Annotated in this window: 21 protein-coding genes and 2 other annotated features; of the genes, 6 read left to right on the top strand and 15 right to left on the bottom strand. The window is 30.0% G+C overall.

Annotation, left to right across the window (positions count from 1 at the left end; translation table 11 throughout):
- Positions 1–7: 7 nt before the first annotated feature.
- From HMPREF0629_RS05855 to HMPREF0629_RS05880, 6 genes are all read right to left on the bottom strand, one after another.
- On the bottom strand, positions 8–832 hold the full coding sequence (locus tag HMPREF0629_RS05855; RefSeq protein ID WP_255263830.1) for an MBL fold metallo-hydrolase: 825 nt from the start codon (positions 830–832) through the stop codon (positions 8–10).
- A gap of 57 nt (positions 833–889) precedes the next feature.
- Positions 890–1,339 carry a flavodoxin family protein gene (locus HMPREF0629_RS05860; RefSeq protein ID WP_009222422.1) on the bottom strand — a complete coding sequence of 150 codons (450 nt, stop codon included), beginning with the start codon at positions 1,337–1,339 and terminating at the stop codon, positions 890–892.
- Positions 1,340–1,435: 96 nt separating this feature from the next.
- Positions 1,436–2,068, bottom strand: a complete 633-nt coding sequence (locus HMPREF0629_RS05865; RefSeq protein WP_009222423.1) for a DUF6796 family protein — start codon at positions 2,066–2,068, stop codon at positions 1,436–1,438.
- Positions 2,069–2,301: 233 nt separating this feature from the next.
- On the bottom strand, positions 2,302–4,650 hold the full coding sequence (locus HMPREF0629_RS05870; protein WP_009222424.1) for a stalk domain-containing protein: 2,349 nt from the start codon (positions 4,648–4,650) through the stop codon (positions 2,302–2,304).
- Between the two features lie 254 nt (positions 4,651–4,904).
- Entirely contained in the window at positions 4,905–5,378 is a 474-nt protein-coding gene (locus tag HMPREF0629_RS05875; protein ID WP_009222425.1) for an N-acetylmuramoyl-L-alanine amidase family protein, read from the bottom strand.
- On the bottom strand, positions 5,375–5,932 hold the full coding sequence (locus HMPREF0629_RS05880; RefSeq protein WP_009222426.1) for a sigma-70 family RNA polymerase sigma factor: 558 nt from the start codon (positions 5,930–5,932) through the stop codon (positions 5,375–5,377). Before HMPREF0629_RS05880 ends, HMPREF0629_RS05875 begins: the two co-directional genes overlap by 4 nt.
- A gap of 510 nt (positions 5,933–6,442) precedes the next feature.
- Positions 6,443–6,648, bottom strand: a binding site (T-box leader).
- A gap of 120 nt (positions 6,649–6,768) precedes the next feature.
- Here HMPREF0629_RS05880 and HMPREF0629_RS05885 point away from each other — a divergent pair.
- Both HMPREF0629_RS05885 and HMPREF0629_RS05890 read left to right on the top strand, forming a co-directional pair.
- A complete protein-coding gene (locus HMPREF0629_RS05885) occupies positions 6,769–8,076 on the top strand; it encodes a glutamate--cysteine ligase (RefSeq protein WP_009222427.1) in 1,308 nt (435 codons plus the stop codon).
- Positions 8,069–9,388 carry a glutathionylspermidine synthase family protein gene (locus HMPREF0629_RS05890; protein WP_009222428.1) on the top strand — a complete coding sequence of 440 codons (1,320 nt, stop codon included), beginning with the start codon at positions 8,069–8,071 and terminating at the stop codon, positions 9,386–9,388. The genes HMPREF0629_RS05885 and HMPREF0629_RS05890 overlap by 8 nt, the downstream gene beginning before the upstream one ends.
- Positions 9,389–9,561: 173 nt before the next feature.
- Here HMPREF0629_RS05890 and HMPREF0629_RS05895 read toward each other — a convergent pair whose 3' ends face one another.
- From HMPREF0629_RS05895 to trxB, 3 genes are all read right to left on the bottom strand, one after another.
- Entirely contained in the window at positions 9,562–12,267 is a 2,706-nt protein-coding gene (locus HMPREF0629_RS05895; protein ID WP_009222429.1) for a calcium-translocating P-type ATPase, PMCA-type, read from the bottom strand.
- Between the two features lie 181 nt (positions 12,268–12,448).
- On the bottom strand, positions 12,449–13,735 hold the full coding sequence (serS, locus tag HMPREF0629_RS05900; RefSeq protein ID WP_009222430.1) for a serine--tRNA ligase: 1,287 nt from the start codon (positions 13,733–13,735) through the stop codon (positions 12,449–12,451).
- Positions 13,736–13,783: 48 nt separating this feature from the next.
- Positions 13,784–13,947, bottom strand: a binding site (T-box leader).
- A gap of 98 nt (positions 13,948–14,045) precedes the next feature.
- Positions 14,046–14,990 carry a thioredoxin-disulfide reductase gene (trxB, locus tag HMPREF0629_RS05905; protein ID WP_218015378.1) on the bottom strand — a complete coding sequence of 315 codons (945 nt, stop codon included), beginning with the start codon at positions 14,988–14,990 and terminating at the stop codon, positions 14,046–14,048.
- A 110-nt stretch (positions 14,991–15,100) separates the two neighbouring features.
- Here trxB and HMPREF0629_RS05910 point away from each other — a divergent pair, with 110 nt between their 5' ends.
- Both HMPREF0629_RS05910 and HMPREF0629_RS05915 read left to right on the top strand, forming a co-directional pair.
- Entirely contained in the window at positions 15,101–16,765 is a 1,665-nt protein-coding gene (locus tag HMPREF0629_RS05910) for a DUF2207 domain-containing protein (RefSeq protein WP_009222432.1), read from the top strand.
- A gap of 103 nt (positions 16,766–16,868) precedes the next feature.
- Complete coding sequence (locus HMPREF0629_RS05915) at positions 16,869–17,444, top strand: gamma-glutamyl-gamma-aminobutyrate hydrolase family protein (RefSeq protein WP_050747998.1); 576 nt, start codon at positions 16,869–16,871, stop codon at positions 17,442–17,444.
- Here the strand turns inward: HMPREF0629_RS05915 and HMPREF0629_RS05920 are convergent.
- The 4 genes from HMPREF0629_RS05920 to ftsE are packed head-to-tail and all read right to left on the bottom strand — an operon-like array spanning position 17,435 to position 21,415.
- Entirely contained in the window at positions 17,435–18,619 is a 1,185-nt protein-coding gene (locus HMPREF0629_RS05920; RefSeq protein WP_009222434.1) for a S41 family peptidase, read from the bottom strand. The two genes, HMPREF0629_RS05915 and HMPREF0629_RS05920, sit on opposite strands and share 10 nt — an antisense overlap.
- A 13-nt stretch (positions 18,620–18,632) precedes the next feature.
- The gene (locus HMPREF0629_RS05925; RefSeq protein ID WP_036728382.1) at positions 18,633–19,826 is read right to left on the bottom strand and encodes a murein hydrolase activator EnvC; all 1,194 of its coding nucleotides are present in this window, start codon (positions 19,824–19,826) and stop codon (positions 18,633–18,635) included.
- A 15-nt stretch (positions 19,827–19,841) separates the two neighbouring features.
- Positions 19,842–20,741: a permease-like cell division protein FtsX gene (gene ftsX / locus HMPREF0629_RS05930; RefSeq protein WP_036728379.1), complete on the bottom strand. Its 900-nt coding sequence runs from the start codon at positions 20,739–20,741 to the stop codon at positions 19,842–19,844.
- Positions 20,738–21,415: a cell division ATP-binding protein FtsE gene (gene ftsE / locus HMPREF0629_RS05935; protein WP_036728378.1), complete on the bottom strand. Its 678-nt coding sequence runs from the start codon at positions 21,413–21,415 to the stop codon at positions 20,738–20,740. Before ftsE ends, ftsX begins: the two co-directional genes overlap by 4 nt.
- Positions 21,416–21,591: 176 nt before the next feature.
- Between ftsE and HMPREF0629_RS05940 the strand changes: the two genes are divergently transcribed.
- Both HMPREF0629_RS05940 and HMPREF0629_RS05945 read left to right on the top strand, forming a co-directional pair.
- Positions 21,592–22,167: a 5-formyltetrahydrofolate cyclo-ligase gene (locus HMPREF0629_RS05940; protein WP_009222436.1), complete on the top strand. Its 576-nt coding sequence runs from the start codon at positions 21,592–21,594 to the stop codon at positions 22,165–22,167.
- Complete coding sequence (locus HMPREF0629_RS05945) at positions 22,167–23,348, top strand: coenzyme F420-0:L-glutamate ligase (protein ID WP_009222437.1); 1,182 nt, start codon at positions 22,167–22,169, stop codon at positions 23,346–23,348. The genes HMPREF0629_RS05940 and HMPREF0629_RS05945 overlap by 1 nt, the downstream gene beginning before the upstream one ends.
- 66 nt (positions 23,349–23,414) lie before the next feature.
- On the opposite strand, the gene HMPREF0629_RS05950 is transcribed toward HMPREF0629_RS05945, so the two are convergent.
- Positions 23,415–24,497: an HAD family hydrolase gene (locus tag HMPREF0629_RS05950; protein WP_009222438.1), complete on the bottom strand. Its 1,083-nt coding sequence runs from the start codon at positions 24,495–24,497 to the stop codon at positions 23,415–23,417.
- A gap of 62 nt (positions 24,498–24,559) precedes the next feature.
- Entirely contained in the window at positions 24,560–26,062 is a 1,503-nt protein-coding gene (locus tag HMPREF0629_RS05955; protein ID WP_009222439.1) for an SH3 domain-containing protein, read from the bottom strand.
- Between the last annotated feature and the right edge of the window lie 86 nt (positions 26,063–26,148).

The following is a 26,148-nucleotide window of genomic DNA, read 5'->3' on the forward strand; positions in this document are numbered from 1 at the left end:
ATATAGCTTATTCTTCATTTGCCTTTTTTAATTTATTTGCTCTACAACGTTCTTCCGTATCATCCGACTCATCATATGCATCGTATGGCGCCCTAGGATCATATGGTTTTTGTTTCTTCATACTGTTACATACTTCATCCCTATGAGCAAACGTAAAATCAATGCTATCCGCCCAACCGGTATGTCCAGTAATTACAATTGGATTTAACTTTCTGTTTCTCAACTGTTCTTCCAAATTTTTTAGTGACTCTTTGGCAAGAGAATTACTTTCTGCCAAACTATTTATAAAACTATAACCTCCATCTACACCAAACCAAATTGTATCTCCTGTAAATAAATACTTATCATCTATTAAATAAACTAAATGTCCCCATGTATGTCCTGCAACAAGAATACTTTCAATCTTAATTTCGTCTATAAAAAAGACATCTCCGTCTTTTAATAAAATCTTTTTATTATCAATAAAAACTCGCGGTAAAGTTCCCAATCCATATAATACTTTACGTTTCTTTTCTCCTGTAAGATATTTGTTTTCTATTTCTCCTATATATAAAGTTGCATCCTTAAATAGCTGACTACTGTCACGTTCTACAGCACCTATGTGATCAGTATCTTGGTGTGTAATTAAAATGTGTTTTATTGTATTCGGATCAATATCAATCCACTTCATCTTTTCAAGTAATCTTTCATAATTATATCCTGCATCTATCATTATAGTTGTGTCTTTTTTAGTATAGAAAAAAATATTTGCAACAAATTCTCTGATACATTTTACATTCTCATCAATGCTTCCGGTATTTAACGGCTTAAAAATTCCTTTGCCGCGATACATAAAAGACATTACTTTTTCTTGTATTTTTGACGCTTGCTTAGACATATGCCCGACTCCTCATATTTTATTTATAATATTACTATAAAACTCTACCGCCCCATTTATTTCTTCTTCGTTCGGATGTCCCTTAGCTATTCCACCTATTAACTTAAGAGGCCCAAAAGTATCAAATCCTAAGCAGGCATATTCTCCGAGAACTTTTGAATTTTTTTCAATTACAATTTGTTTTATTTTATCTGTGTAGTTCGCCCTCTTTATCCCACAGGTATATATAAAAAATACCTTTTTATTTTCCGGGAGATTCTTCTTTGCAAACTCAATAACACATTTATGAAAATTACTATAAAAAATTCCCGAAGCAAAACATATAAGATCATATTCCGATAAATCTTTTTCCTTAATGATACCGGCATCAATGAGCTTTACATTTTCCAATTTAGCAATAACATCTATAACTTTCTTTGTATTATTATGATGCTTAGAATAATAAACAATAACTGTTTTCATAATAGACCTCCTTGCATTAAAAGTGAAATAATTAACTTATAAAAATTTTTATTAACATATTATTATATTACTAATATTATAATCTATCTTTATTTCTTACCTATATAAAGCTATCAAAACTGCAACATAATATATAACAGAAACTAAATTTGTCCAGCCTCCGCAAAGAATCATATGAAATCCCTTAGGAAGTTTTCTTAAAAAAGGAATAAACATAATTAATACAGTTTGGCTGAAAATAAACATCCATCTTGGAAGTTCCGTTAAATCCAAAAAGATAATTACGGTAACAATAATGTAGCCAATCGAACAAAAAACAAATACAATTCTCCTCTGAAATTTTAAAAAATCAAAAACTTCGTCAAGAGTATCCTTATTATCGTGTCGACCGATAAGACCTAAATTTGCACAATGACTATGATATACTCCGCCACAGATAATCCCCAAACAACTTACTAAAAAACCTGTCCAACCTAAAATGAAATATCTTTCATCAATAAAAAGTACTATATGATAAAATCCTACACAATACAAAAAAGCTGAAATAGGTCCAAGCATTCCACCGATATAAAGCCTTTTTCTACTTACGTTTTTCATAATACCAATAATTGAACTTAATCCATCATCTGATGAATAATCGTTCTTATCATAGTAAAGCGTCATATCTCCCAAAAACATAAGTATTGCACCCAATAAACCAGCCAATAATGTAATTTGTAAAAGTGTCATATTTTACCTCCATTTCGACTTAATTCTTAAAATACTTATCAAATAATATTATATCAAACAAATTTAATGTATAAAATACTTAGAAATCAAAATAATAGTTGTTCTAAATATAGTTGTTATATATCATTTTTATTTAACATTTTTGATATTATCTTAACTCTCTATAAAAAATAAGACTGCAGATTTCTCTGCAGCCTTATTTTTTAAATACTTAATTATATAAATTTAGAAACTTATTTGTTTTTTTGAATCACTACTGTTTGTGTTGCCGCATCCCATTCAATGTTCTTTCCTTCGCCTTTATTTCCATGACTTAAGCCTAATGCTTTTCCAACTTCTGAAATAGGAAGCATTGTTCTTCCATTCTTAATTTCAGGTTTTACTGAGAAGTTATATGCTTTTCCGTCAATGTAGAATTTACTTGAATCTATGCTAACTAGGATAATGTGTGTTCCATCTGTGAATGTTGCTATTCTTGTGCTTGCATTCCATGAAACTGTGTATCCTAATGATTCTGCAACATATCTTAGCGGTAACATTGTTCTTCCGTCTTTAATATATGGTGCTACGTCCATATATTGTATTGTTGTTATTCCATCAACTGTTTTTACAAGTTTTCCGCTACCGATTACAAATTCGTTCTTATAATTATAACTATAGCTACTTGTACTTCCTCCTACAACATATGTTGTAGAAACGTCTTTGTAGTTATTTATCGAAGTTATAATTGTTAATGTTTCTCCATATTTTAATGCTCTGTTAGTGTATGTTGTGAAATATCCGTTGCCATCTGCTGTAGAAGAGCCAAGGTTATAACCGAGACTATCTTTTACTGTAACTGTTGCATATGGATTTACTCCATATCCCTTAACATAAGAATTGCCTGCTTTCGCATCTGTTACAGTTGCATATTTAGCATTAGAATAATATCCGTTCCAATATCCAGGATAATATCCGTTCCAATATCCATTCCAGTAATTATGAGCATAAGCATTATTTAACCAGAATTTTTCAGATGCTTCTCCATCTTTTTCTGCTTGTAGATAATAATCACTTAAATCATAGTAATATCCATAGTATTTGTCTGAATATTTTCCATAATAGCCATAATATCCACCGTAGTATCCGTCATAATATCCCTTATATACTGTTATCGCATTATAATTTGAAACATAGCTATAAGATATATAATAATATCCTGTAGAACTTGAAGTTGTACTTCCAAGATAATTTCCATTTCCGTCATAAGCTACTACATGAGTATTAGCAGTTGTATATCCCGATAGACTTGTATGTCCTACATTTGTCGGATTAATAACATTTCCATAATAGCCATAATATCCGCCGTAATATCCGTTATAATATCCAAAATTATATGCTATTGAATAGTTTCCAAGAGAATCTACTATTCCGGATCCTAATACTACTCCATTTTTATAAAGCTTAACAGTTGCTCCTACAGGTTGCGCAGTTCCTTTTACTTTATCATAATATACATCCGCACTTAATACTCTTGGTGTAACAAGTGCTTTTACTTCTACATTAAAAGTTGCTACAAATCCATTACATTTTACTTTTACAGTTTTTATTCCTGCCGTATCAAGTACTGTATCATCAGCAGGTTCTGTTGTAATTACAGGAGCATGTGCTGCAAAATCTGCAAATGCTACATCTTCTGCCGGTTGTCCTTCTTTAGTTAGAGTAACTTCCAATCCATTCAGTTTCAATTTATCTCCTACATTATAAACCATCTTTGTAGGATTTGTCTTTATAGCTATTCCTGTTACTGTTCCAGGTACAGGTGCATTTACAGTTACTTGGAAATTGAAAGTTTTTCCATTACAAGCTACAGTTACATCTTGATTTCCTACAGTATTAAGAACTGATCCGGGTGCAGGACTTGTTGTAATTACAGGATTATGTGATGCAAAAACTGCAGAATCAACATCTTCAGTATCACCATTTGAATAAGTTAAAGTAGCCTCTAGACCTGTTAGATCTAAAACTTCTCCCTTTGTATAAACCGTTTTGTCAGGATCTGTTTTCTTCGCTATTCCTGTTACTGTTGCAGGTGCAGGTGCCTTTACAGTTACCTGAAAAGTTGCTGTTTGAAGATTACAAGTAACCGTTACAGTTATAATTGATGGTGTATTAACTATCGTTCCATCAGCAGGACTTGTTGTAATTACAGGAGCATGTCCTGCAAAATCTGCAAACGCTACATCGTCAGTATGATTATCTGAATAAGTTAACCTAACTTTTAAACCTGCTAATTCTAAAGCTTCTCCAACTGTATAAACTGTTTTGTCAGGTTTTGATATTATTGCAACGCCCGTTACTGTAGCTCCTCTATCAGAAAGCGTTTCAGGATTAGCTTCTTCTTCAGTCACATCAAGTGGATCATTTTCATCATTTTCACCTTCTGTAACCACAGGTGTCTTATCTTCGGAAACAATCTCTGTAGTCTCAGGAGTTTGTTCAACCGGTTCATTTACCTCATTTGCAAATACATTCATTGGTAAAATGGCAATCACCATCACCAAAGCCATAATAATTGATAAATATCTCTTTTTCTTTAACATTTTCGTTCCTCCTTTCCAAATTTATAAATTAAGTAAAAATATATTTACACCTCAAGTAAGATATATTTTCATTTATATTATACCCGAAATATAATCATAATACCATACTTCTATATGATTTTTATTTATTGTAATGAATTTTTAATAATTCTTTTAACTAAATTAATTTTTATTACAATAATAAAAAAACAATAAATCATACAGATTTATTGTTAGAAGTTATGTAAAATTTAAAAGCGGATATTTCAAAATATCTAAATCATTTCTTTGAAAATCCACCATTGTTTCCAATTATCAGCACTCATTGAACGTGGGCAAAGTTTTCTTGAAGCATCAAAATGTCTAACCACATTATTTTTAGTTATGCCATAACTTTCCATTAAGAACCTGATTAGCTTAATCGCATTAGCTTTAGTTTTCTCAAAATCAGAACCTTCATTTACACAAAGCTCAATTCCTATCGAATTATTGTTGGTAATGCCATATCTGCCATGTCCATCTCCACAATGCCATGCGGCTTTTGAAATTTCAACAGTTTCAACCACACCATTTTCATCAACAAAAAAATGTGCTGATGCATTTCTGTTTCCCCCGTTAAAATATCTATAATGATTTATTGCATTTGCTCCCTTATTTGAATTGCCTGTATCATGTACTACAATATAAATAATCTTTGTCATGCTTCTACTTGAAAAATTATATTTTATAGGCCTTTTATCAACTATCATCTCAAAACCTCCCTTAAAATTTCAATAGCTCTTGTTTTAGTGTTGACAACCGTTCTATATTTTATTCTAAGTTTATTTGCAATATCTGAAATTGACATATTATAAAAATAAAACATAATTAAAACATCTCTCTGTCTTTTAGTTAAGACACTAAAAGCTGACCTTAATTTTAAAACTTCATCACTACATAAAATACTTTCTTCTAAGTTAAAATCACTCTCTAAAAACTCAAAAATTTTGACAGTTTCATCATCTAATGACCCAATATTCCTTTCATCTTTTACCAAGTATTTAAACGTATCAAGATAAAAATACTTAAGATAATTTTTTACATAATTCAGAAAAGAACCTTTACTTGAATTAAACGATACAATAAGCTCAAGTATAATCACAATACCGTCATTATATAAATCATCGTAAAAATTCCACATTGGGCAATATTTTTTTATAGATGACTTAATAAGCGGATCAAGTCTTTTTAAAAGCAATACTTTTGCGTTCTCATCGTTAGCTTTAGCAAGTACATATAAATCGTCAATCTCTTTATAATTCATACTAAACCTCCTTATTATAAATAGATGCTTTAGAACATATGTTCTTTTTATATTATAAAATCTATTTATTCATATGTCAATATAGATTTCTTTTTCATCTCGACACATTTTTATGTCATCTCGACCGAAAATGAACGGAACGTAGTGCAGTGAATTGGAGTGGAGAGATCTTTTTTCTTTCTGTCATTGTATGACATGAGATTTCTCCGTTTCGGCTGCGCCTCCAGTCGAAATGACAAAAAAAGTAAAGCTATCTGAACCTCTGTCGAAATGACAAAAAAAAGAAAAGCTATCTAGACTTCAGTCGAAATGACAAAAAAAGTAAAGCTATTGAAACCTCTGTTAAAATGACAAAAAAGTAAGACTATCGGTACTCCAGTAAAAATGATAAGGAAAATTTTTACGACATTACAGTCGAAATGACAAAATTTAGACGTAAAAATAGCACGAATATTCGTGCTATTTTTACATAAGATATTTAATTTTGATTATAAAAAAAGTCTCTTTAAAAAAAGAGACGACTTAATCGCGGTACCACTCAAATTGATGTTAATACACCCACTCACAATCAATAACGCGATTAAACGTAACAGGCTCACATTAGCTTACCTGAAAATTTCCATGATCCTATTCACAAAACTAACCTTATTCGTTTTCACCAAACCGAACTCTCTTGGAAGGTATCATTATGTTACTTCTCACTTCATAAACCTTTCTTATTAGTATAAATATAAAAACCTAAAGTGTCAATGAATTTTTAATCTTATATAGACAATTTTTTAAAAAGAATATTTTATATACTTATTGGGTATTTAATATCTATCGAGGAGGTTTGTATGAATTATAATTACAACGAACAAGTAGAAAGAATTATAAATTATATTAAAGATGGCGAGAAACCTAAAAATCTTTTTAAAATAGGCGTGGAATTCGAGCATTTTGTAATAGATAAAAATACTTTAAACACAATATCCTATTATGGAGAAAATGGAGTTGGCAGTACAATTAAAGAATTATGTAATTTTTTTAATGCCGTTCCTATTATGGATGGAGATTTTATTTTGGGATTTGAAACAGATGACTACTCAGTTTCAACAGAACCCGGTGCACAATTTGAACTTAGTGTTGTTGCACAAAAATCTGTAACCGACTTAGAACGTAAATATAAAAATTTTATGCAAATTGCACTTCCATTTTTCGAGAAAAAAGGACAATTTTTACTTGCGCTTGGATACCATCCAAAAACAAAAATTGATGAGATAAAGATACTCCCTAAAAAAAGATATGACTATATGTTTAATTATTTTAAATCAAAAGGAAATATGGCTCATAATATGATGAAAGGAACTGCATCAGTTCAAGTATCTATAGATTTTGAAAATGAATATGATTTTAAGAAAAAATATTTTTTGGCAAATGCTATTTCTCCTATTCTATATACTATTTTTGATAACAGTCCGATTTTCGAAAACAAACCTTATAAAAAACATAATCTAAGACAAACTATTTGGGAAAATACAGATCCGGATAGAAGTGGAACCCTAAAAATTGCATTTGATGATAATTTTTCTTATAAAAAATATGCCGAGTTTATTTTAAATACTACTCCAATTTTTATAGATAAGAATAAAAAACTTCAAGATGTTAACGAATTGCCATTTAAATCAATATTTGATCCTAAAAAAGATAACGATGATCTTATATATCATGCCCTATCTATTGTATTTCCCGATATCAGAGCAAAAAAATATTTGGAATTCAGAATGATGGATGCCGTAAAAATGCCTTATAACTTTGGAGCGGCAGCACTTATAGAGGGGCTTTTCTATAATAAAAATAATCTTGAAAGACTTTACGAAATGTACAGAGAAGTAAAATATGAAGATGTAATTAATGCAAAAAAATCATCCGCCGAAAAAGGACTTTTAGGGATATTTTTAAATAAAACTATCTTTGAACATGCAACCGTTCTTTTAAATATTGCTCATGACGGTCTTTCAGATATAGATAGAAATTATTTAATGCCTCTATTTGAACTATTAAATTCAAATAGCGTACCTAAAAATGAATTTGAAAAAACAGCTGAAAAATATGGATTAAAAGAAGCTGTATTTAAAAATAAGATTGAGGTGGAAAATGTATAACAGTAAATTTGTAGATAAATATATTGAAATTATAAAATCAGATGAAGAAAAATATTATAATGACTTTTTAAAATTTAAAAATTCTGTTGCAAATTCAAGTGCAATATATAAAAATAAACCTGTCCCTACAACCTATCAAGGACTATTCTATTCACAAGAAGACAGAAAAAATTTTGAAAATATGTCGTCTATTCTAATGAGCATTACAAGAAAAGTTACTGATGAATATTTAATAAATTCTGAGTATAGAAAGTTGTTTGAATTTTCAGAAGAACTTGAAAATTTAATTTTACACAATCCAATCTATGATGTGCCCGTTCCTATCGCAAGATATGATGTATTCTACAACGGAAAGGAAAATTTTAAATTTTGTGAATTTAATACTGACGGCTCATCTGCAATGAATGAAGATAATACGATTGGCGAGCTTCTTTTAAATACTCTTGCAATGAAAGAATTTAAGAAATACTATAATGTTAAAAATGTTGATTTATTTACTCCATGGGTAAAAGAATCCATTGGCATATATGAAAAAATCTATAATAAAAAACCAAATATAGCAATAGTTGACCTTCTTGATATAGGTACTCCTCATGAGTTTAAAAAGTTTAAGGAAAAATATAACGAACTTGGATATAATTGTGAAATTATTGATATAAGAGATTTAAAATATAAAGACGGTAAGCTGAAAAAGGACGACTATACTGTTGATTTAGTGTACAGAAGAATCGTTACAATAGAATTTATGAAACATTATAATGAATTTAAAGATTTTATAAAAGCATACTACGACAATGCATTTATGATGCTGGGTTCCTTTAGATCTCAATTAATGCATACAAAACTGATTTTTAAAATTTTAAGAGAACCTGCAACAACAAAATTTTTATCTGACTCCGAAAATGAATTTATTAAAGAGCATATACCTCTTACAATATCTCTCACTGAAGATACAATAGATGAGTTGGTAAAAAATAAAAACAGTTATATATTAAAACCTATAGATGACTATGCAAGTCATGGAGTTTATTGTGGAAAAGACCATTGTATCGAAAAATGGAAAGAAATTTCACAAAATGCTTTACAGAAAAAATATATTTATCAAGAGTATTACAAAATGCAACCTTTACAATTTGTAGAATTTTCAAAAGATGGAAAACTTGAAATAAATAATTTTTCAGCAGTCTTAGGAATGTTTATATATAACGAAAAATTTATAGCTCCATATACAAGAATCGGAAAGGAAAATACAATAGGTGGAAATAGCAGTTATTATACCGCTCCAAATCTATTAATTGAATATTTAACTTAAAACAGATATTAAATATCTGTTTTTTTTGCCAAAAATTTTACTATTGTTTTACTGTCAATCTCTATTATATTAAAAATGTTTTTATAATATATTTGTTTTAACATTCAAATAATAAAATATATAAGTATCTTCACTACTGATATAAACAGCTAAAAAATAAAAAGTCTTTCTTATTAGAAAGACTTTTTAGATTCGAATCTAAGCGCTTTTTGTATTTCCCCAAGTATTAAAGGAATTACGGATGCAACTAATACAACTACCCATTCCCTTATTCCTATACTCTCAAGCTTAAACAACTCTCTTATTCCGGGAATATACATTACAAGTAACATAAGCATAAGTGAAAAAGCTGTAGCTGAAACAAGTTTTCTGTTAGAAAATATTCCGATACTTAACAGGGTATTTTTTATTGATCTTGCTGAATATGATCTTAAAAGTTCTGATAAAATCAATGTTGCAAAAGCCATAGTTCTTGCGTATTCAAGCCCTATTCCCTCTTTTCCAAACCACTTTAACCCTATCATATATGCGCCAAGTGTTGAAATTGTAATAGCTATTGATTGAACTAATACTGTAATTTTAAGTTCTTTATCTAAAATTGATTCATTCGGATCTCTCGGCGGCTCTTGCATTATTTTTGCATCTGCATTTTCAACTCCAAGTGCAAGCGCAGGGAATGAATCTGTTACAAGATTAAGCCATAATAACTGTATTGGAATTAGCGGTACAGGCAAATTTAATATTATTGATATTAAAACTATAAGAACTTCTCCAATGTTACACGATAATAAAAATCCTACAAATTTTTTGATGTTAGAATAGATTATTCTTCCTTCCTCAACTGCATTTACTATTGTGGCAAAATTATCATCTGTCAGTATTACATCGGCAGTATTTTTTGCAACATCTGTTCCCGTAATGCCCATTGCTATACCTATATCAGCTCTCTTTATTGCAGGTGCATCATTCACTCCGTCACCTGTCATAGCTGCAATATGACCATTTTCTTTTAATGCACGAACTATCTGAACTTTATTTTCAGGTGATACTCTTGTAAATACTCTTTTTTCTTTGACAATTTCTCTAATTTGTTCATCTGTCATATCATTGAGTTCTCTTCCCATTATTGCTTGAGTTTTATCTTTTGCTATTCCAAGTTCAATTGCTATCGCAAGACCGGTTTCAAGGTAATCACCTGTTATCATTACAGGTATTATTCCCGCATCTTTACATTCCGATATTGCCTGTATTACTTCAGGTCTTGCAGGGTCAATCATTCCGGTAAGCCCTACAAATATCATTTCTCTTTCAACATTTTCACTTGTCAGCACCGAAGGAATCTGATCAAATTCTCTATATGCATAAGCAAGTACTCTAAGAGCGGATCTTGCAAATCTTGAATTGGCAGACATTATTGTATCTCTTGCTTCATTTGTAAGCTCTTTTATTTCTCCATTATCCAAATAATAATTACAGTTTGAAAGAACTATATCCGGAGCGCCTTTTGTAAAAGAAATCGCTTTATTTTCTGTATATCCGCTATGAATTGTAGACATCATTTTTCTATCTGAATCAAACGGTATCTCTGCATCTCTGCTATATTTATTGTTCAATTCATCTACCGAATATCCAACTTTTTCTGCAAATGTCAATAATGCTCCCTCAGTTGGATCTCCTATTATTGATGCCTCATCGTTTTCTGTTATATTTAACCTTGCATCATTTGTAAGTGCAGCTATTGTTGCAAGAAGTTTTAAATCTTTAAAGTCATCTAACAAAATATTTTGACCGCTATATGTTATTTCCCCTTTCGGTAAATATCCCGTTCCTGCAATTTCAATTGTCTTTGAGTCTATAAATGCCTTTACTACCGTCATTTCATTTTGCGTAAGTGTACCAGTTTTATCGGAGCATATTACTGTTGTAGTTCCAAGCGTTTCTACTGCTAAAAGTTTCTTAACTATAGCATTTTTCTCTGCCATTTTACCCATTCCTATTGACAGTACAATTGTTACTATTGCAGGAAGACCCTCAGGCACTGCCGCAACTGCAAGAGAAATTGACGTCATAAACATTGTTAGAAAGTCATGATTGTATAAAAGTCCCACTAATAATACTAAAATACAAATAGCTACCACCAAAATACCAAGTGTTTTTGAAAGACCGGCAAGTTTTTTTTGTAATGGTGTCTGCTCTCTATCTACTGTCTGAATTGATGTTGCTATTTGTCCGATTTCAGTTTTTATACCTGTTTCAACTACAACTCCTGCCCCTCTGCCATAGGATACTATTGTCGAAGAATAAGCCATATTAGTCCTATCGCCAATTTCCATTTTAGATTTATAAATCTCTTTGGCATTTTTTTCTACCGGAACAGACTCTCCTGTAAGTGAAGATTCATCAATTTTTAAGTTTTTGCTGTCAACAAGTCTCAGATCGGCAGGCACTATATCTCCTGTTTCAAGTATTACATAATCTCCGGGTACAAGTTCTGCCGAATCAACTTCAATAGATTTTCCGTTTCTCACTACTTTAGCTTTAGGTGACGACATTTTTTGAAGTGCAGCAATGGCTTCTTCCGCTTTTCCCTCTTGATATATTGAAAGTGTAGCATTGACTACTACTATTGCAACTATTATTATTGAATCTACAACCTCTTTAAAATATGCCGAAACTAATCCCGCACATATTAAAATAATAATCATAGGATCTAAAAATTGATCTGCAAGTTTTTTTATAAAAGGTTTTTTTTCTTCTTTCTCCAGTTCATTTTTCCCGAATTCTATAAATCTTTCCAACACCTGTTCTTCTGAAAGACCTTCTTCTGAAGTATCTAATTCTTCAAAAACCTCTTCAGACAACTTATTATACCATTGCATAAAATTCCTCCTGTTAATAAAAAAGCCACTGCTTCACACGAAACAGTGGTCTTGCTACCATAAATGGTTTTCAGCCGGGTATTATCCGTATTGACGACTGAAAAATATTAGCTACTCCCCAATGTATTATCAGTATACATTATAGGTTAACTTTTTTCAATTGATATTTCAAACAAACTTTTTATTTCTTTATTTCAATTTTTTCTTTACCGCCCATATATGGTTGAAGCGGCTCCGGTATTCTGATACTTCCATCTTCTTGAAGTAAGTTTTCTAAAAATGCTATTAACATTCTCGGAGGTGCCACTACTGTATTATTTAGTGTATGTGCAAGATAATTGCCATCTTCACCTTTTAATTTTATATTAAGTCTTCTCGCTTGAGCATCGCCAAGATTTGAACATGATCCAACCTCAAAATATTTTTTTTGTCTTGGAGACCATGCTTCAACATCAAGTGATTTAACTTTTAAATCTGCCAAATCTCCTGAACAACATTCAAGTGTACGAACCGGTATTTCAAGACTTCTAAAAAAATCTACAGTATTCTTCCATAATTGATCAAACCAATATGGAGAATCTTCCGGCTTACAAATTACTACCATTTCCTGTTTTTCAAATTGATGTATTCTATAAACTCCTCTTTCTTCAATTCCATGAGCTCCCACTTCTTTTCTGAAACATGGAGAATATGATGTCATCGTAAGCGGCATATCATTTTCAGGTGTTATGGTATTTATAAATTTACCTATCATTGAATGTTCACTTGTGCCTATCAAGTAAAGATCTTCGCCTTCAATTTTATACATCATATTTTCCATTTCGGCAAAACTCATTACACCTGTAACTACATCTGAACGAATCATAAACGGCGGAATATAATAAGTAAATCCTCTGTCTATCATAAAATCTCTTGCATAAGATAATATCGCAGAATGAAGTCTTGCAATATCTCCTCTCAAATAATAAAATCCATTTCCTGATGTTCTTCTTGCAGCATCTAAATCTACACCGTCAAATTTTTCCATTATATCTATATGATAAGGTACTTCATATTCAGGAACTACAGGCTCTCCAAATTTTTCAATTTCAACATTTTCAGAATCATCTTTTCCGATTGGAACCGATTTGTCAATAATTTGAGGTATTATCATCATTCTTTGAGTTAATTCTCTATCTAACTCTTTTTCTTCCGCTTCAAGCTTTTCAAGTTCATCATTTATATTCTTTACTTCAATCTTTGCTTCATTTGCCTTTTCAATTTCTTTTTTTTGCATAAAAGCTCCAATTTCTTTAGAAACATAATTTCTTCTTGAGCGTAATTCATCTCCTTTAGTTTTAACAGCCCTTAATTGTTCATCAAGCTCTATTACCTCATCAACTAATGGAAGCTTTTCATCTTGAAACTTCTTCTTAATATTTTCTTTTACTACCTCAGGATTTGCTCTTAAAAATTTAATATCTAACATTTCTTCCTCCCTTTTAATTTAATATAAAAAAAAGCCTTCTCCATCCCTCAAAGGGACGAGAAGACCCGCGTTGCCACCCTAATTAACCTTATCGGTTCACTTTAAAAATTAAAACTCAGAGGTGGATTCAATTAACCAAAATATCTACTTTCACCATCCGTAAACTCTCTACAATTCTAAATTAATTTACTATTCCTCATCATAGTTCTATTAAATTTAAAGTCATTATATCAAATCCATTAATATTTTTCAAATAATTTATGTGAAATTTAAACTCACCTTAAACATCTCTCGTAAAAGATATTTAAGATTAATTTTTAAAACCTTCGTAAAGAGTACCTTCTTGTTCTGCAATGTACTTTTCAGCAACAACTGCAGCTATCGCTCCATCTGATGTAGCAGTTACAACTTGTCTAACCTCTTTAACTCTGAGATCTCCCGCTGCAAATACACCCTCAACGCTTGTTTTCATATTATTATCTGTTAATATATATCCATCTTCCATATCAAGCTTTCCTTCAAAAACTTTAGTTGCAGGAACATATCCTATAAATACAAATATTCCAAATGGTTCTTTCTTGGATATATTTGTAATTTCTCCTGTCTTTAAATTTTTTATACTGATTTCATTTACTATTTTATCGCCCTTTATTTCTTCTATTGCACTATTCCAAATAAAATGAATTTTTTTATTTTTAAAAGCTCTATCTTGTAGTGATTTACTTGCTCTTAATTCATCTCTTCTGTGAATTATATAAACATTTTTTGCAAATTTAGAAATAAATAACGCTTCATCTACGGCACTATCTCCACCGCCGACAACATATACATCAAGGTCTTGATAAAATGCAGCATCACAAGTAGCACAATATGATACTCCTCTGCCGATAAATTCATCTTCTCCTACACATCCTATTTTTCTCGGATGTGCTCCTGTTGCAATTATTATCACCTTGGCCTCATATACATTTTCTTTGCAAATTACTTTTTTTACTTTTCCTTCAAGTTCAACATCTATAACTTCATCCATCACAAATTCAGTTCCAAAATTTTCTGCCTGTGATTTTATTGTTATTGCAAGTTCTAAACCTGAAACCATTAATGAACCGGGATAATTTTCAACATCTGTAGTTGATGAAATTTGTCCTCCTTCAACAGCTTTTTCTATTACAAGTGTATTAAGTTTAGCTCTTGCACCATAAAGACCCGCTGTAAGTCCTGCAGGTCCCGCCCCCAAAACTATTAAATCGTATATCATAAAATCCTCCTTGTCATATGTTACTTATATACCCCCATTTTTATTTTTTAATAATAACTTATTTATCTATTTTTTTTATTTGGTATAATTTATAAAGAGGTGAATTTATGAAAAAATTATTTCTACTTTTAACATTATTACTCCTAATAATCCCGCAAAATATATTTGCGGACAGTTCTACAACAATACAAAAATTTGATTCTAAAGTAGTTGTAGAAAAAAACGGAGACTTAAAAATTACGGAAACTGTTAACTATAAAAGTTCTAAAAATATGAATGGAATTTACAGAAATATAGTTATTAAAAACAGTGATTCTATAGAAAATTTAATAATCAAATCTGATTATAAAAAATTCAGTCCGACTGACAAAGCAAAAAATGGAGATTCTTATGTATATACTGTTACTAAGTCAGATAACTCCGCAAAAATTAAAGCTTATATACCTTGGACCGGTTCTATTAATTTAACATTTGAATATACACTCAAAAATGGAGCAATACTTGGAACTGACTCGGGTATTATTGCATATACTTTTTTAAGTGATATAGATACAAAAATTGAAAGTTTTGTAGGAACTATTGAAGTTCCTAAATTAGATAAATTTATGAACTACTACACCGAGAATAAACTTAACATTGATGAAGGTAACGGAACATTAACCATTTCTTCTGATAATATAAATAGTTCTTCAATTTCAATAGCTGCTTCTTTCCCAAAAGAATTTATTTCAGAAAGCACAAATATCAAAAATGTATCTTCTGAAAATCTTGACGAATTTTTTGAAAATTTTCCGATAAATAAAGATATAGCTAAAGTATTGAGTTCTATTTTAATTATACCTTCATTTATATTTATGATTGTTATTTTCATCTTTTATTCAAAAAAAGATGAAAATGAAAAACAACCCATAGGAAAATTTTTAAAGCTATCTCCTTCAGAAGCATCCGTTTTTATAATTGGAAATTATTTGCCGTCTGTAATTCTTGCAACAATATTTGATTTTGAAAAAAGAGACTTTTTAAAAATTAATGTTGAAAATTATACAACTAAAAAAGATAAACAAAAAGAAAATTATATATTTGTAAAAACAAACTCTCCTACAAATTTATCAGAAGACGAAAAATATCTATACGATTTAATATTCTCATATGGAGATGGTAAAACTGTTTCTACAAATCAATTAAACTCCGCAAGAAAATCAAGTTCTATGACATTTATGAGAGACTTTAATAAATATTATGAACTTGTCAAAGATGAACTTTATAAAAAAGGTGTTATATATAAAAAGCCTAAATATTTAGTAATATCAATAACAGCTATGCTGTTTTCTCTATTTGCATTTGTAATGAGTATTTTATTGTTAATCAGTAAAAGCATATTGGCTATTTTAATTCTACCTATATCAATAATTATATTTATTCTCTCTATTATGTTAATAACCAAAAAAACACCTCTTGGAGATGAACAATACAAGTTATATACTACTTTATACAGTGAATTAAAAAAAGTTTCAAATTTTGAATACAAAAGTAATGACGATAAACAAACTCTATTACTTTATGCAATTGCTTTTGGATTAAAAGAAAAAGCGTTAAATAATTTAAAAGAAAATTTAGATATAAATTCAGATATCTTTATTCCGATATTTTGGAATTATCCTATGATGTCAACATTTAATTATTCATTAATAGGAAGTACTTCAACCTCGACTTATTATGGAACATCATCAAGCGGAGGTTCTACAGGCGGAGGCTCTACAGGTGGATTTTAATAAATTTGATTTTAATATATAAATTGTTATAACTTTTAAAAAATATAGACAAATTAATGGGTATACTATTTAATGGAAATTTAATTTATTAATTGAGGTGTTTATGAAAAAAATACTTATTGTAGATTTCGGGTACTCTTACCCTGAAAAAATAAAAGAAAAAATTGAGGAATTTGCTGATGTTTATATAACAGATAATAATTCCGCTTATGAAAGAGCTGTTATGCTTGATGTTGATGGAATTATATTGGGCGGCGGAATCTCAAATATAAAAGCAGATGATGCTTCGTGGATTGATGAAAAAATATTTAAACTTAATATTCCAATTTTGGGAATATGCTCCGGCATGGAAATAATTGCGATAGTTTTTGGCGGAAATGTCGGCAAAGAAAAATATCCGTTTGAAAAGGGCGAAACTGTAACCTATTTAGATTCAACATCCGATTTATTTAAAAATCTTCCTCATTTACAAAATACTCATATGTTTCATGGATATAGTGTAGAATCATTACCTGTCGGTTTTAAAAATATAGGCTATACAGATACCTCACCTATAGCCGCTTTTGAATTTAAAAGTAAAAATATTTACGGGGTAATTTTCCATCCTGAGGGAAAATATTCCGCCTATGGCAAGATAATATTAAATAATTTTATAAAAATAATAGAGTCTCAGTGTTGAGACTCTTTATTTATACTTTCATTTAATACTTCTATTGCTTTTTTTAATTGAGTATCGGTATCCAAATACTCTACCCCTATTCCTTTTGCATCTTTTTCAATTTCAATTTCAATATCAGGTTTTATTCCTATCTTATGAATACATACCCCATTCGGAGTAAAGTATTGAGATGTTGTAAGTTTTATCCCGTCTCCTTTTGGAAATCTTGCAGCACTTTGCACTATACCTTTTCCAAAAGATGTAGTTCCTATAATTGTAGCCCTCTTATGGTCATGTAATGCTCCTGCTAAAATTTCAGATGCAGATGCACTTCCCTTGTTAATTAAAACTGTTATTGGAAGCTCTGTCTGATTTGAATCCGATTTAAATTCAAATACAGTTTTTTCATTTTTATCTTTAGCATAGACTATCATTCCTTCAGGTAAAAGTTCATCCGCTATATTTGCAGCAGCATCTACAACTCCTCCCGGATTTCCTCTAAGATCAATAACAAGTCCCTTTACATCTTCTCTCTCAAGCTTATTTAATGCCTCTTTAAAATCAGGATAAGTAGTTTCATCAAATTGAGTTATTGCTATATATCCAATATTGTTTATCTTTTTAGATATTATTGTTTCCATTTTAACTTCATCTCTTTCCATAGACAAATCTCTTGTCTCACTTGTAGATGGAGTATATACGGTAATATTTACCTTTGTCCCTTTTTTACCTTTCATAACTGCAATAGCATCGTTCATTTTTTCTGCAGTGTATTCAACACCCTCAACTTTTATTATTTTATCCTGTGCCTTTACGCCTGCTTTGTCTGCCGGAGAACCTTTTATAGGTGATATAACTGTAATTAAATTATCTTCCCCTTTTGTTATAACAACACCTATGCCATAAAATTTTCCGGATGTTGTTTCCATAAGTTTATCGTATTCTTCTTTTGTCATATATTCTGAATACGGATCATTTAAACCTGCAATTACTCCCTTTAATTCTCCAATCTCAAAATCTTCGTCTGTTACAGGATAAAGAAAATTTTTCTTAACATAATCCTCTAAGAATTTTATTCTTGCATATTTCGTAGAAGATGCATTCCCATAGCCGTATATAGCTGCATTATATGTCAAAAAATTTGTACCTATTAAAAGCAATATAACAGCTAAAATTTTTATCATCTTTTTTTTCATAAATTTTCTTCCTTTATAAATAACCCATAGGATCTACTGTCTGTCCATTTATTCTAACTTCAAAATGTAAATGTGGTCCTGTTGAAAGTCCTGTTGAACCCACAAGTGCCACAATATCTCCTTGACTTACACTTTGTCCAACTTTAACTTTTATTGAACTGTTATGTGCATATACAGTAACAATATCTCCATGGTCCACCATTACAACATTTCCATAACCGCTCATAGCTCTTGCCATTATTACAGTACCCGCTCTTGCAGCAACTACCGGTGTACCGTTAGGTGCCGGAATATCTACTCCGGAGTGAAATCTGGATATCTTAAGTATCGGGTGAAATCTCATTCCGTATGGTGACGAAATTGAATTGTGACCCGGAACAGGCCAACCGACTTTTGCTCCCGGTCTTATTTTTATATTTATATTCCCTGTCTTGGCAATATCTTCCTCGCGTTTTTTTGCAGCTGCAATTTCTTTCTGAAGTCTTACTATTTCGCCGTCAAGCTTACTCCAATTTTCTTGGGCTTTTTCATATTCTTTTCTATATGCCTCTAAATCTTTCTGTAAGACATTCATATAAGATTGTTTTTCATTGTTGGCAGCAACAAATCCAACCTTTTCTTGTTCAAGCTTTGCTTTTGAAAGAGTAACTTCATTCCTATCACTTTCAAGTTTAGCTCTTGTTTTTTTAATCAATTCAGCTTGTTCTGAAATATAATCTACAAGTTTTTTATCATAATTTGCTATTGAAGTTATAATTTCATTGTTTCTTATTAAATCCTCCATACTTCGTGAATTTAATATTACCTCAATGTAATTCACATTTCCGTTCATATACATAGCTCTTACTCTTTGTCCGAAGAGCTTTTGCTTTTCTTCTAAATCTTTTATAGTTTTATCTAAAAGCTCTTGATTTTTTATAATTTCAGAATTTAAGGAATTAATTTTATTTTCAAGCTGATTTATATTCGATGTAAGCCCGTCAATTTTTCTGTCTAATGCTGAGATTTGAGCTTGTACCGTATCTACATCTTCTTGCTTATTCTTTAATTTATCTTTTGTTTTTTCCATTTTCTTTGTAGCATCTTCTTTTTTCTTCTCAACCTTTTGCTTTTGTTTTTGAAGCTGAGTACTACTTGATGCAAACACAGGTTGTGAAAAAACTAACGCTATTACTAAAAATAGAATAAAACTTTTCTTCTTTTTCATTACTTCACTCCAATTCTAAACATCTAAAAATCTCTTTGTAGACATTAAAGAACCCAAATATCCTATACCTACTCCTATACACAAAAATATTATGGAAATATTTTTACTAATACTTTGAGGAGTTGCAATACTTGTTCCAAATAAATTTTCAATATATTGATTTACTCTTATATAGCTATATTCATATGCAAAATACACTATTAAAAGTGCTATTAATGCACCGATAATTCCAAATATTATTCCCTCTATTAAAAAAGGACCTCTAATATAAAAATTTGTAGCTCCAACATACTTCATAATATATATCTCACGTTTTCTGTTCGCAACTGCTATCTTAATCGTATTGTGTATAATTAGAACAGCAACAAATATAAGTGCAATAACTACTGCAGAGCCTATATATTTTACTCCTTTTTCAAAGGTCATCATCTTTTCAATTAAATCATAATGATAATCTACTCTTTCAATAAATTTATTTGTTTTTATTGTATTGACAACATCCTTTGAATAAGACAAATCTTTTAAGCTTATAACAAGCGATGCAGGTAATGTATTTTCAGGAATGGAATCTAAAATATACTTTTTATCTCCAAACCTTTCCTTAAAATCTTCAAGAGCCTGTTCTTTTGAAGTATATTGAACTTGCATTACTCTATCATCATTTCCTATTTGATCAATAAGTTTATTAACAGTAGACGGCTCTATATCTTCTTTTAAATACACAATAACCTTATCAAGCTTATGCCCCAAGTGGTATACCGAACTGTTTATATTGAGTATCAAGATAAATATAAATCCGAATAAAGTCAGCATTGCCGCTATTGAAACTATAGAAGCAATAGACATTGCAAAATTTCTCGATATTCCTTTAATGCTCTCTTTTAAAATATTTAGAAATCTTCTAATCGCTCTCATAGATAGCCTCCTCTTTCAATGTCTTTTACAATATGTCCATCAGAAAGAGTTATAACATGTCGTTGCATTTTATCTACTATATCAACAGCATGAGTCGCCATAATTATGGTAGTTCCCTGTTCATTTATCTTTGTTAAAGCATTCATAATTTCCCAAGCAGTTTCTTGATCAAGATTTCCTGTAGGCTCGTCACACACAAGTATAGGCGCTTTATTTACTATTGCTCTTGCAATAGATACTCTTTGAGATTCTCCACCTGATAATTCTTTTGGGTAACAATTTTCTTTACCTGTAAGACTTACAAGGTCCAATGCTTGTGCTACACTTTTCTTTATTTCAGATTTACTTGCTCCTTGTATTTCAAGTGCATATGCTACATTTTCAAATATTGTTTTTTTATCCAACAATCTGAAATCTTGAAATACGACAGATATATCTCTTCTAAGTTTAGGTATCTTTTTTTTCCTAAGTTTTGTAATATCCGTATCATCAATTAATATTTTACCTCTTGTAACTTCTTCTTCTCTTATTAAGAGTTTTATCATTGAAGATTTTCCTGCCCCGCTTGAACCTACTAAAAATAAAAAATCTCCATCAGGTATATTCATATTAATATTTGAAAGAGCCATCACTCCATTTGAATATTCTTTATAAACATTTTCAAATACTATCATAGCTTATCCTTTCTATTTCTTTAAATCACTATTCATTATTATATTACAAAATAATTACAAATTACAAGCCATATTGACTATGCAACACAATTAACATAAAAATTTCACACAATCATCAATAAAATTCAAAAATTTTTGTAAAATTAGTGTATAATATATCTAGTTAGAGGTGAACTATGAATAAAATTGAGTTTAGAAAATTAATGTCCAAAAAAAGAAATGAACTTTCAGAAGACTATATTGAGAATTCATCAGAAAAAATATATGAAAATTTCATAAACAGTGATATATATAAAAAAAGCAATCACATATTTATATTTGTAAGCTATAAAAAAGAAGTTAACACACATAAAATTATAAAAAAAGCATTAAAAGACGAAAAAAATGTTTATATTCCGGTAATCGACAGAAATACAATGACTATGAATGTTTCATGTCTTAGAGATTTTGATTCCCTTAAAGAAAATTATATGGGAATACTTGAACCTACGGAAAAGGATTTGAACTTTGTAGACCCAAAAATTATAGACTTGGTTATAGTACCGGGACTTGCCTTTGACAAAAATGGATACCGAATCGGATACGGCGGAGGTTTTTACGACAAATTTTTTGCTACAATAGAAACAAAACCTATCAAACTTGGAATAGGATACTCAATGCAATTTGTAGATGAAGTTATTCACGATGACTTTGATAAAGCATTAGATTATTTTTTATCTGAAAATCAGATATATAAATTAGGAGGATTTTAATGGAAAGATATGTTGGCACAGTAGTAAGAGGAATCAGAACACCCATAGTAAAAAACGGAGACGATTTAATTGAAATAGTATATGAATCAGTAATTAATGCTGTAAAATCGGAAAATATAGAAATAAAAGATAAAGATGTTGTTGCAGTTACAGAATCATTAGTTGCAAGAAGCCAAGGAAATTATGCTACAACTGATCAAATCGCAAAAGACATATCAGAAAAATTCCCAAATGAAATAGGTGTAGTGTTCCCTATACTAAGTAGAAACAGATTTTCAGTTCTTTTAAGAGGAATTGCAAAAAGCGGAAGAAAACTTCATATACTGTTCTCATATCCATCTGATGAAGTTGGAAACCATTTAATGGACGAAAAACTTTTATATGAAAAAAATATAAACCCTTATACAGATATACTTGAGGAAAATGAATATAGAAAAATATTCGGCGAAGAAGTTAAACATAAATTTACAGGTATTGACTATGTAAAACTATATAAAGAAATTGCACCTAATAGTGAAATTCATTTTTCAAATGATCCTAAAGCCATATTAAAATACACAAAAGATGTACTTGTATGCTCAATTCATACAAGAGATTTTGTAAAACAAGAACTAAAAGATGCCGGCGCAAGCATAGTATATGGACTTGATGATATCCTTTCAGGTCCGATAGACGGTTCCGGATATAATGAAGACTTCGGTTTACTTGGAAGTAACCTTTCAAATGATGAAAGAGTAAAACTATTCCCAAGAGATTGTCAAACATTTGTAGATGAACTTCAAGAAAAGTTATGTAAATATTCCAACAGACAAGTAGAAGTTATGGTTTATGGAGACGGTGCATTTAAAGACCCTGTCGGAAAAATTTGGGAACTTGCCGACCCGGTTGTATCACCCGCTCATACAAAAGGTCTTTCAGGCACTCCTAATGAGCTCAAAATTAAATATATAGCAGATACCGAATTATCAAGTCTTTCTGAAAAAGATGCTGAAAATATATTAAAAGAGAAAATAAACAATAAAGATGCAGATTTGACAGGCAAAAATGAAACTCTCGGCACAACTCCAAGAAGAATTACGGACCTTTTAGGTTCACTTGCCGATTTAACTTCAGGCTCCGGAGATAAGGGAACTCCTGTAGTATATATTCAAGGATACTTTGACAATTTTGCAAGCAAATAAATAGTTCATTGAAATTTATAAAATAAAAGATACTGAAATCCAAAAGATTTTCAGTATCTTTTATTTTTAATTTAATGATATGCTGTCTTGACTGCTTATAAATTCTCCGGTTGTTTCATCTCTTCCCTGTAATAAATATATAGTTCCGTCTTCACAATTATCATATGCAAGCTTTTTTAGTTCATTTATCTTGCCATTTTTTTTAATATTTATTATTAGTCCGACTTTTAATTCTCCATATCTCAAAGCATCATAATCTCCATTGCTATCTCCCATAAATAATATCGGCGCCTTATTATATTTAGATTTTAATATATCTAAATACTCAGCCTTGCCTTTCATATATGTTCTCAATGAATTTTCTTTTGTAATAGGCAAAAACTTTCCATTTTTATCTTTTTCTAATTCAAGTCCTACTATTTCTCCAATTTTAAATCCATATCCGAATTTTTTTGAAATTGCAAACTCCTCTACTACTATTTGTGAAGATGCACTGCAAATATATACATCTATATTATTCTCTCTAAGTTCTCTATATAAATCAACTTGCTGTTTTATAGCGCGAATACCAACTTTATATGACAATAATTTTCTTTCTCCCGCCAATTCAATTTCAAAATTCATAATTTGTAGGGCTTTTTCACTCCAAAACTCAAGTGCTTTTCTTGTAATATCTCTTACATCTTCTTCAGACATATTAAAAAATAAATAAAGTATTTTATAACATGCAGTTCCATATTCTAATGTCTGTGCAAATTCTTTAAATAAATAAGCCATCATATTCACAAAATTTTTATAACTAACAGTTGATTTTATTTCACTCAACTCAATTTTAGATTTCATTTCAATTAAATCATCATAATATTCAACTATTTTTATAATTAAATTGTCTATAAAAGAATTTATTTCTATTTCTATGTCTTTTCTTAAAACATATTCAAATTCATCTCTTGTCATACTAAATTTTAAATTAAATAGCTGATACAAAAATACGGCTTCTTCAACATCAAACATTGCAGAAGTATTATCCCAATCTGATACTGCATAATTTCTATTATATTTATTTGTAAAATTACAACTCTTATTCTCTTCTATGAGCTTTTTCAAATGATTGTAATTTTTTTCTGTCCATCCACTTTTATCTAACATATTTACCTCTATTTTATAAAAATATAAAGTCCTCTTACTGTTAATAAGAGGACTGTAGAATATTATCTTCCATACGCAGGAGTTCCTTCAAACATAGTTTCTGCATCTACCTCAGGTTGATCATATAGTGAATTCTCAAATTTAGATTTTTTATTTCCATGTTCAAGTCTCACATATCCTGTTTCTCCACTTTCAAAAACCTTAACTTTAATCCATAATTTTCCATCTGTTTCAAGTAATAAAAGTACATCATCTTTATTCACACTTCCTATAGGCTTTGTATCAGTAGGAGTTTTATATATATTTATCACTTTTGTAGGGTATACTGTAATTCTTGAATCAAAATCAAACATTTCATTAGTATCAAACTCAAGTTCAACAAACTTTTCATCTTTCAGTTCATACTTAATGTCTCTAACATACGGGAAAAACATATGTTCATAAGCTCTTGTAGCAAAGATGTGCTCTTTTTCCGAGGTACAAATTGAAGCCCTGTCATAAATAACCTGATATGCTCCACCTATAAATTTAAGTTCTCCATTCTTATAATGGAACATCAAAATATCATTTCCCGTTTCTCTTGAAATAATTAATGCCAGCTCTTTATAATTGTCATTAGGATCTATATCTATAACTTCAAGATCATAAATAGTATCATTTTCATCCATTCCTTTGCCGTATACTTCATCTTTAATTATTTTTGTTAAATCAAAATCTTTTTCATCTATTTCAAATCTGCCTTCAAATTTTGCATATTCCATTTCTCCATCTTCATTTAGAGAATCCGCCCATCCATCAGAAACAAAATATATAGTTTCCAATTTTTTATCTCCATCTAAATCAACATTGCCTTGTTTCTTAGATGTAGATTCATAAGAATATCCGTTTGCCAATAGGTCAGGCTTTAGCATCTTCTTCCATTTAAAAGCATTAAATGAAATCTCCTTTGTAAATTCAGTTTCATATCCGAAATAAGTAGGCATATCTGCAAAATTATCAACATATAAATCCGGAAATTTGTTAGCTCTAATAAAACAACTGCTGTTTTCTCTATCATATATAGGCATTATAAAGGCTTCCCCTTTATTCAATTTGAACTTACCTAAAGATTTTTCAGCACCACTATATCGTTCAGATACTACATCAAATAAAACATTATTATTGCAACTTATGAGCATTTTATAAAATTTCGGTTTTTTTTCAAGTACGTCATCTTTATTATATGTCTCAATAAATTCCACCTTTTTCCAGACTTTCTCCGGTACAAAATTTTTTTCTTCAAATGATATTTCTACATAAGCATTTCCGTCTTGATTATAAAAATCTAAATATTTAGAAGTAAACTCTGCAATATCTTTATCAATTTTAATATTTTCCTCAACTTTATCTTCTTCTTTGGCATTTTCCTCTTTAGAGTTTTCTTCTTCAGCTTTTGCATTTGTTTGAGCATTTTCCGTTTTGTTCTTTTCTTCATTTTGAACATCATTAGAAGCTTTACCGCATGCTGAAATATTTAACGCTATCACTAAACACAATATAGCTAATATTTTAAACTTACATTTCATAACTCTCGCCTCTTTTCTTTATTAAATATAAAACTTTTGTGCAAAACTTACTTCTATTAACTCTATAATAGCATACATTTAATAAA

This window comes from Peptoniphilus sp. oral taxon 386 str. F0131, assembly GCF_000090945.1.
Lineage (GTDB): Bacteria > Bacillota > Clostridia > Tissierellales > Peptoniphilaceae > Anaerosphaera > Anaerosphaera mikwangii.

Coding starts and splice junctions, on each gene's coding strand:
- HMPREF0629_RS05855 (WP_255263830.1), bottom strand. CDS start 832: ATGTATCGCGGCAAAGGAATTTTTAAGCCGTTAAATACCGGAAGCATT.
- HMPREF0629_RS05860 (WP_009222422.1), bottom strand. CDS start 1,339: ATGAAAACAGTTATTGTTTATTATTCTAAGCATCATAATAATACAAAG.
- HMPREF0629_RS05865 (WP_009222423.1), bottom strand. CDS start 2,068: ATGACACTTTTACAAATTACATTATTGGCTGGTTTATTGGGTGCAATA.
- HMPREF0629_RS05870 (WP_009222424.1), bottom strand. CDS start 4,650: ATGTTAAAGAAAAAGAGATATTTATCAATTATTATGGCTTTGGTGATG.
- HMPREF0629_RS05875 (WP_009222425.1), bottom strand. CDS start 5,378: ATGATAGTTGATAAAAGGCCTATAAAATATAATTTTTCAAGTAGAAGC.
- HMPREF0629_RS05880 (WP_009222426.1), bottom strand. CDS start 5,932: ATGAATTATAAAGAGATTGACGATTTATATGTACTTGCTAAAGCTAAC.
- HMPREF0629_RS05885 (WP_009222427.1), top strand. CDS start 6,769: ATGAATTATAATTACAACGAACAAGTAGAAAGAATTATAAATTATATT.
- HMPREF0629_RS05890 (WP_009222428.1), top strand. CDS start 8,069: ATGTATAACAGTAAATTTGTAGATAAATATATTGAAATTATAAAATCA.
- HMPREF0629_RS05895 (WP_009222429.1), bottom strand. CDS start 12,267: ATGCAATGGTATAATAAGTTGTCTGAAGAGGTTTTTGAAGAATTAGAT.
- serS (WP_009222430.1), bottom strand. CDS start 13,735: ATGTTAGATATTAAATTTTTAAGAGCAAATCCTGAGGTAGTAAAAGAA.
- HMPREF0629_RS05910 (WP_009222432.1), top strand. CDS start 15,101: ATGAAAAAATTATTTCTACTTTTAACATTATTACTCCTAATAATCCCG.
- HMPREF0629_RS05915 (WP_050747998.1), top strand. CDS start 16,869: ATGAAAAAAATACTTATTGTAGATTTCGGGTACTCTTACCCTGAAAAA.
- HMPREF0629_RS05920 (WP_009222434.1), bottom strand. CDS start 18,619: ATGAAAAAAAAGATGATAAAAATTTTAGCTGTTATATTGCTTTTAATA.
- HMPREF0629_RS05925 (WP_036728382.1), bottom strand. CDS start 19,826: ATGAAAAAGAAGAAAAGTTTTATTCTATTTTTAGTAATAGCGTTAGTT.
- ftsX (WP_036728379.1), bottom strand. CDS start 20,741: ATGAGAGCGATTAGAAGATTTCTAAATATTTTAAAAGAGAGCATTAAA.
- ftsE (WP_036728378.1), bottom strand. CDS start 21,415: ATGATAGTATTTGAAAATGTTTATAAAGAATATTCAAATGGAGTGATG.
- HMPREF0629_RS05940 (WP_009222436.1), top strand. CDS start 21,592: ATGAATAAAATTGAGTTTAGAAAATTAATGTCCAAAAAAAGAAATGAA.
- HMPREF0629_RS05945 (WP_009222437.1), top strand. CDS start 22,167: ATGGAAAGATATGTTGGCACAGTAGTAAGAGGAATCAGAACACCCATA.
- HMPREF0629_RS05950 (WP_009222438.1), bottom strand. CDS start 24,497: ATGTTAGATAAAAGTGGATGGACAGAAAAAAATTACAATCATTTGAAA.
- HMPREF0629_RS05955 (WP_009222439.1), bottom strand. CDS start 26,062: ATGAAATGTAAGTTTAAAATATTAGCTATATTGTGTTTAGTGATAGCG.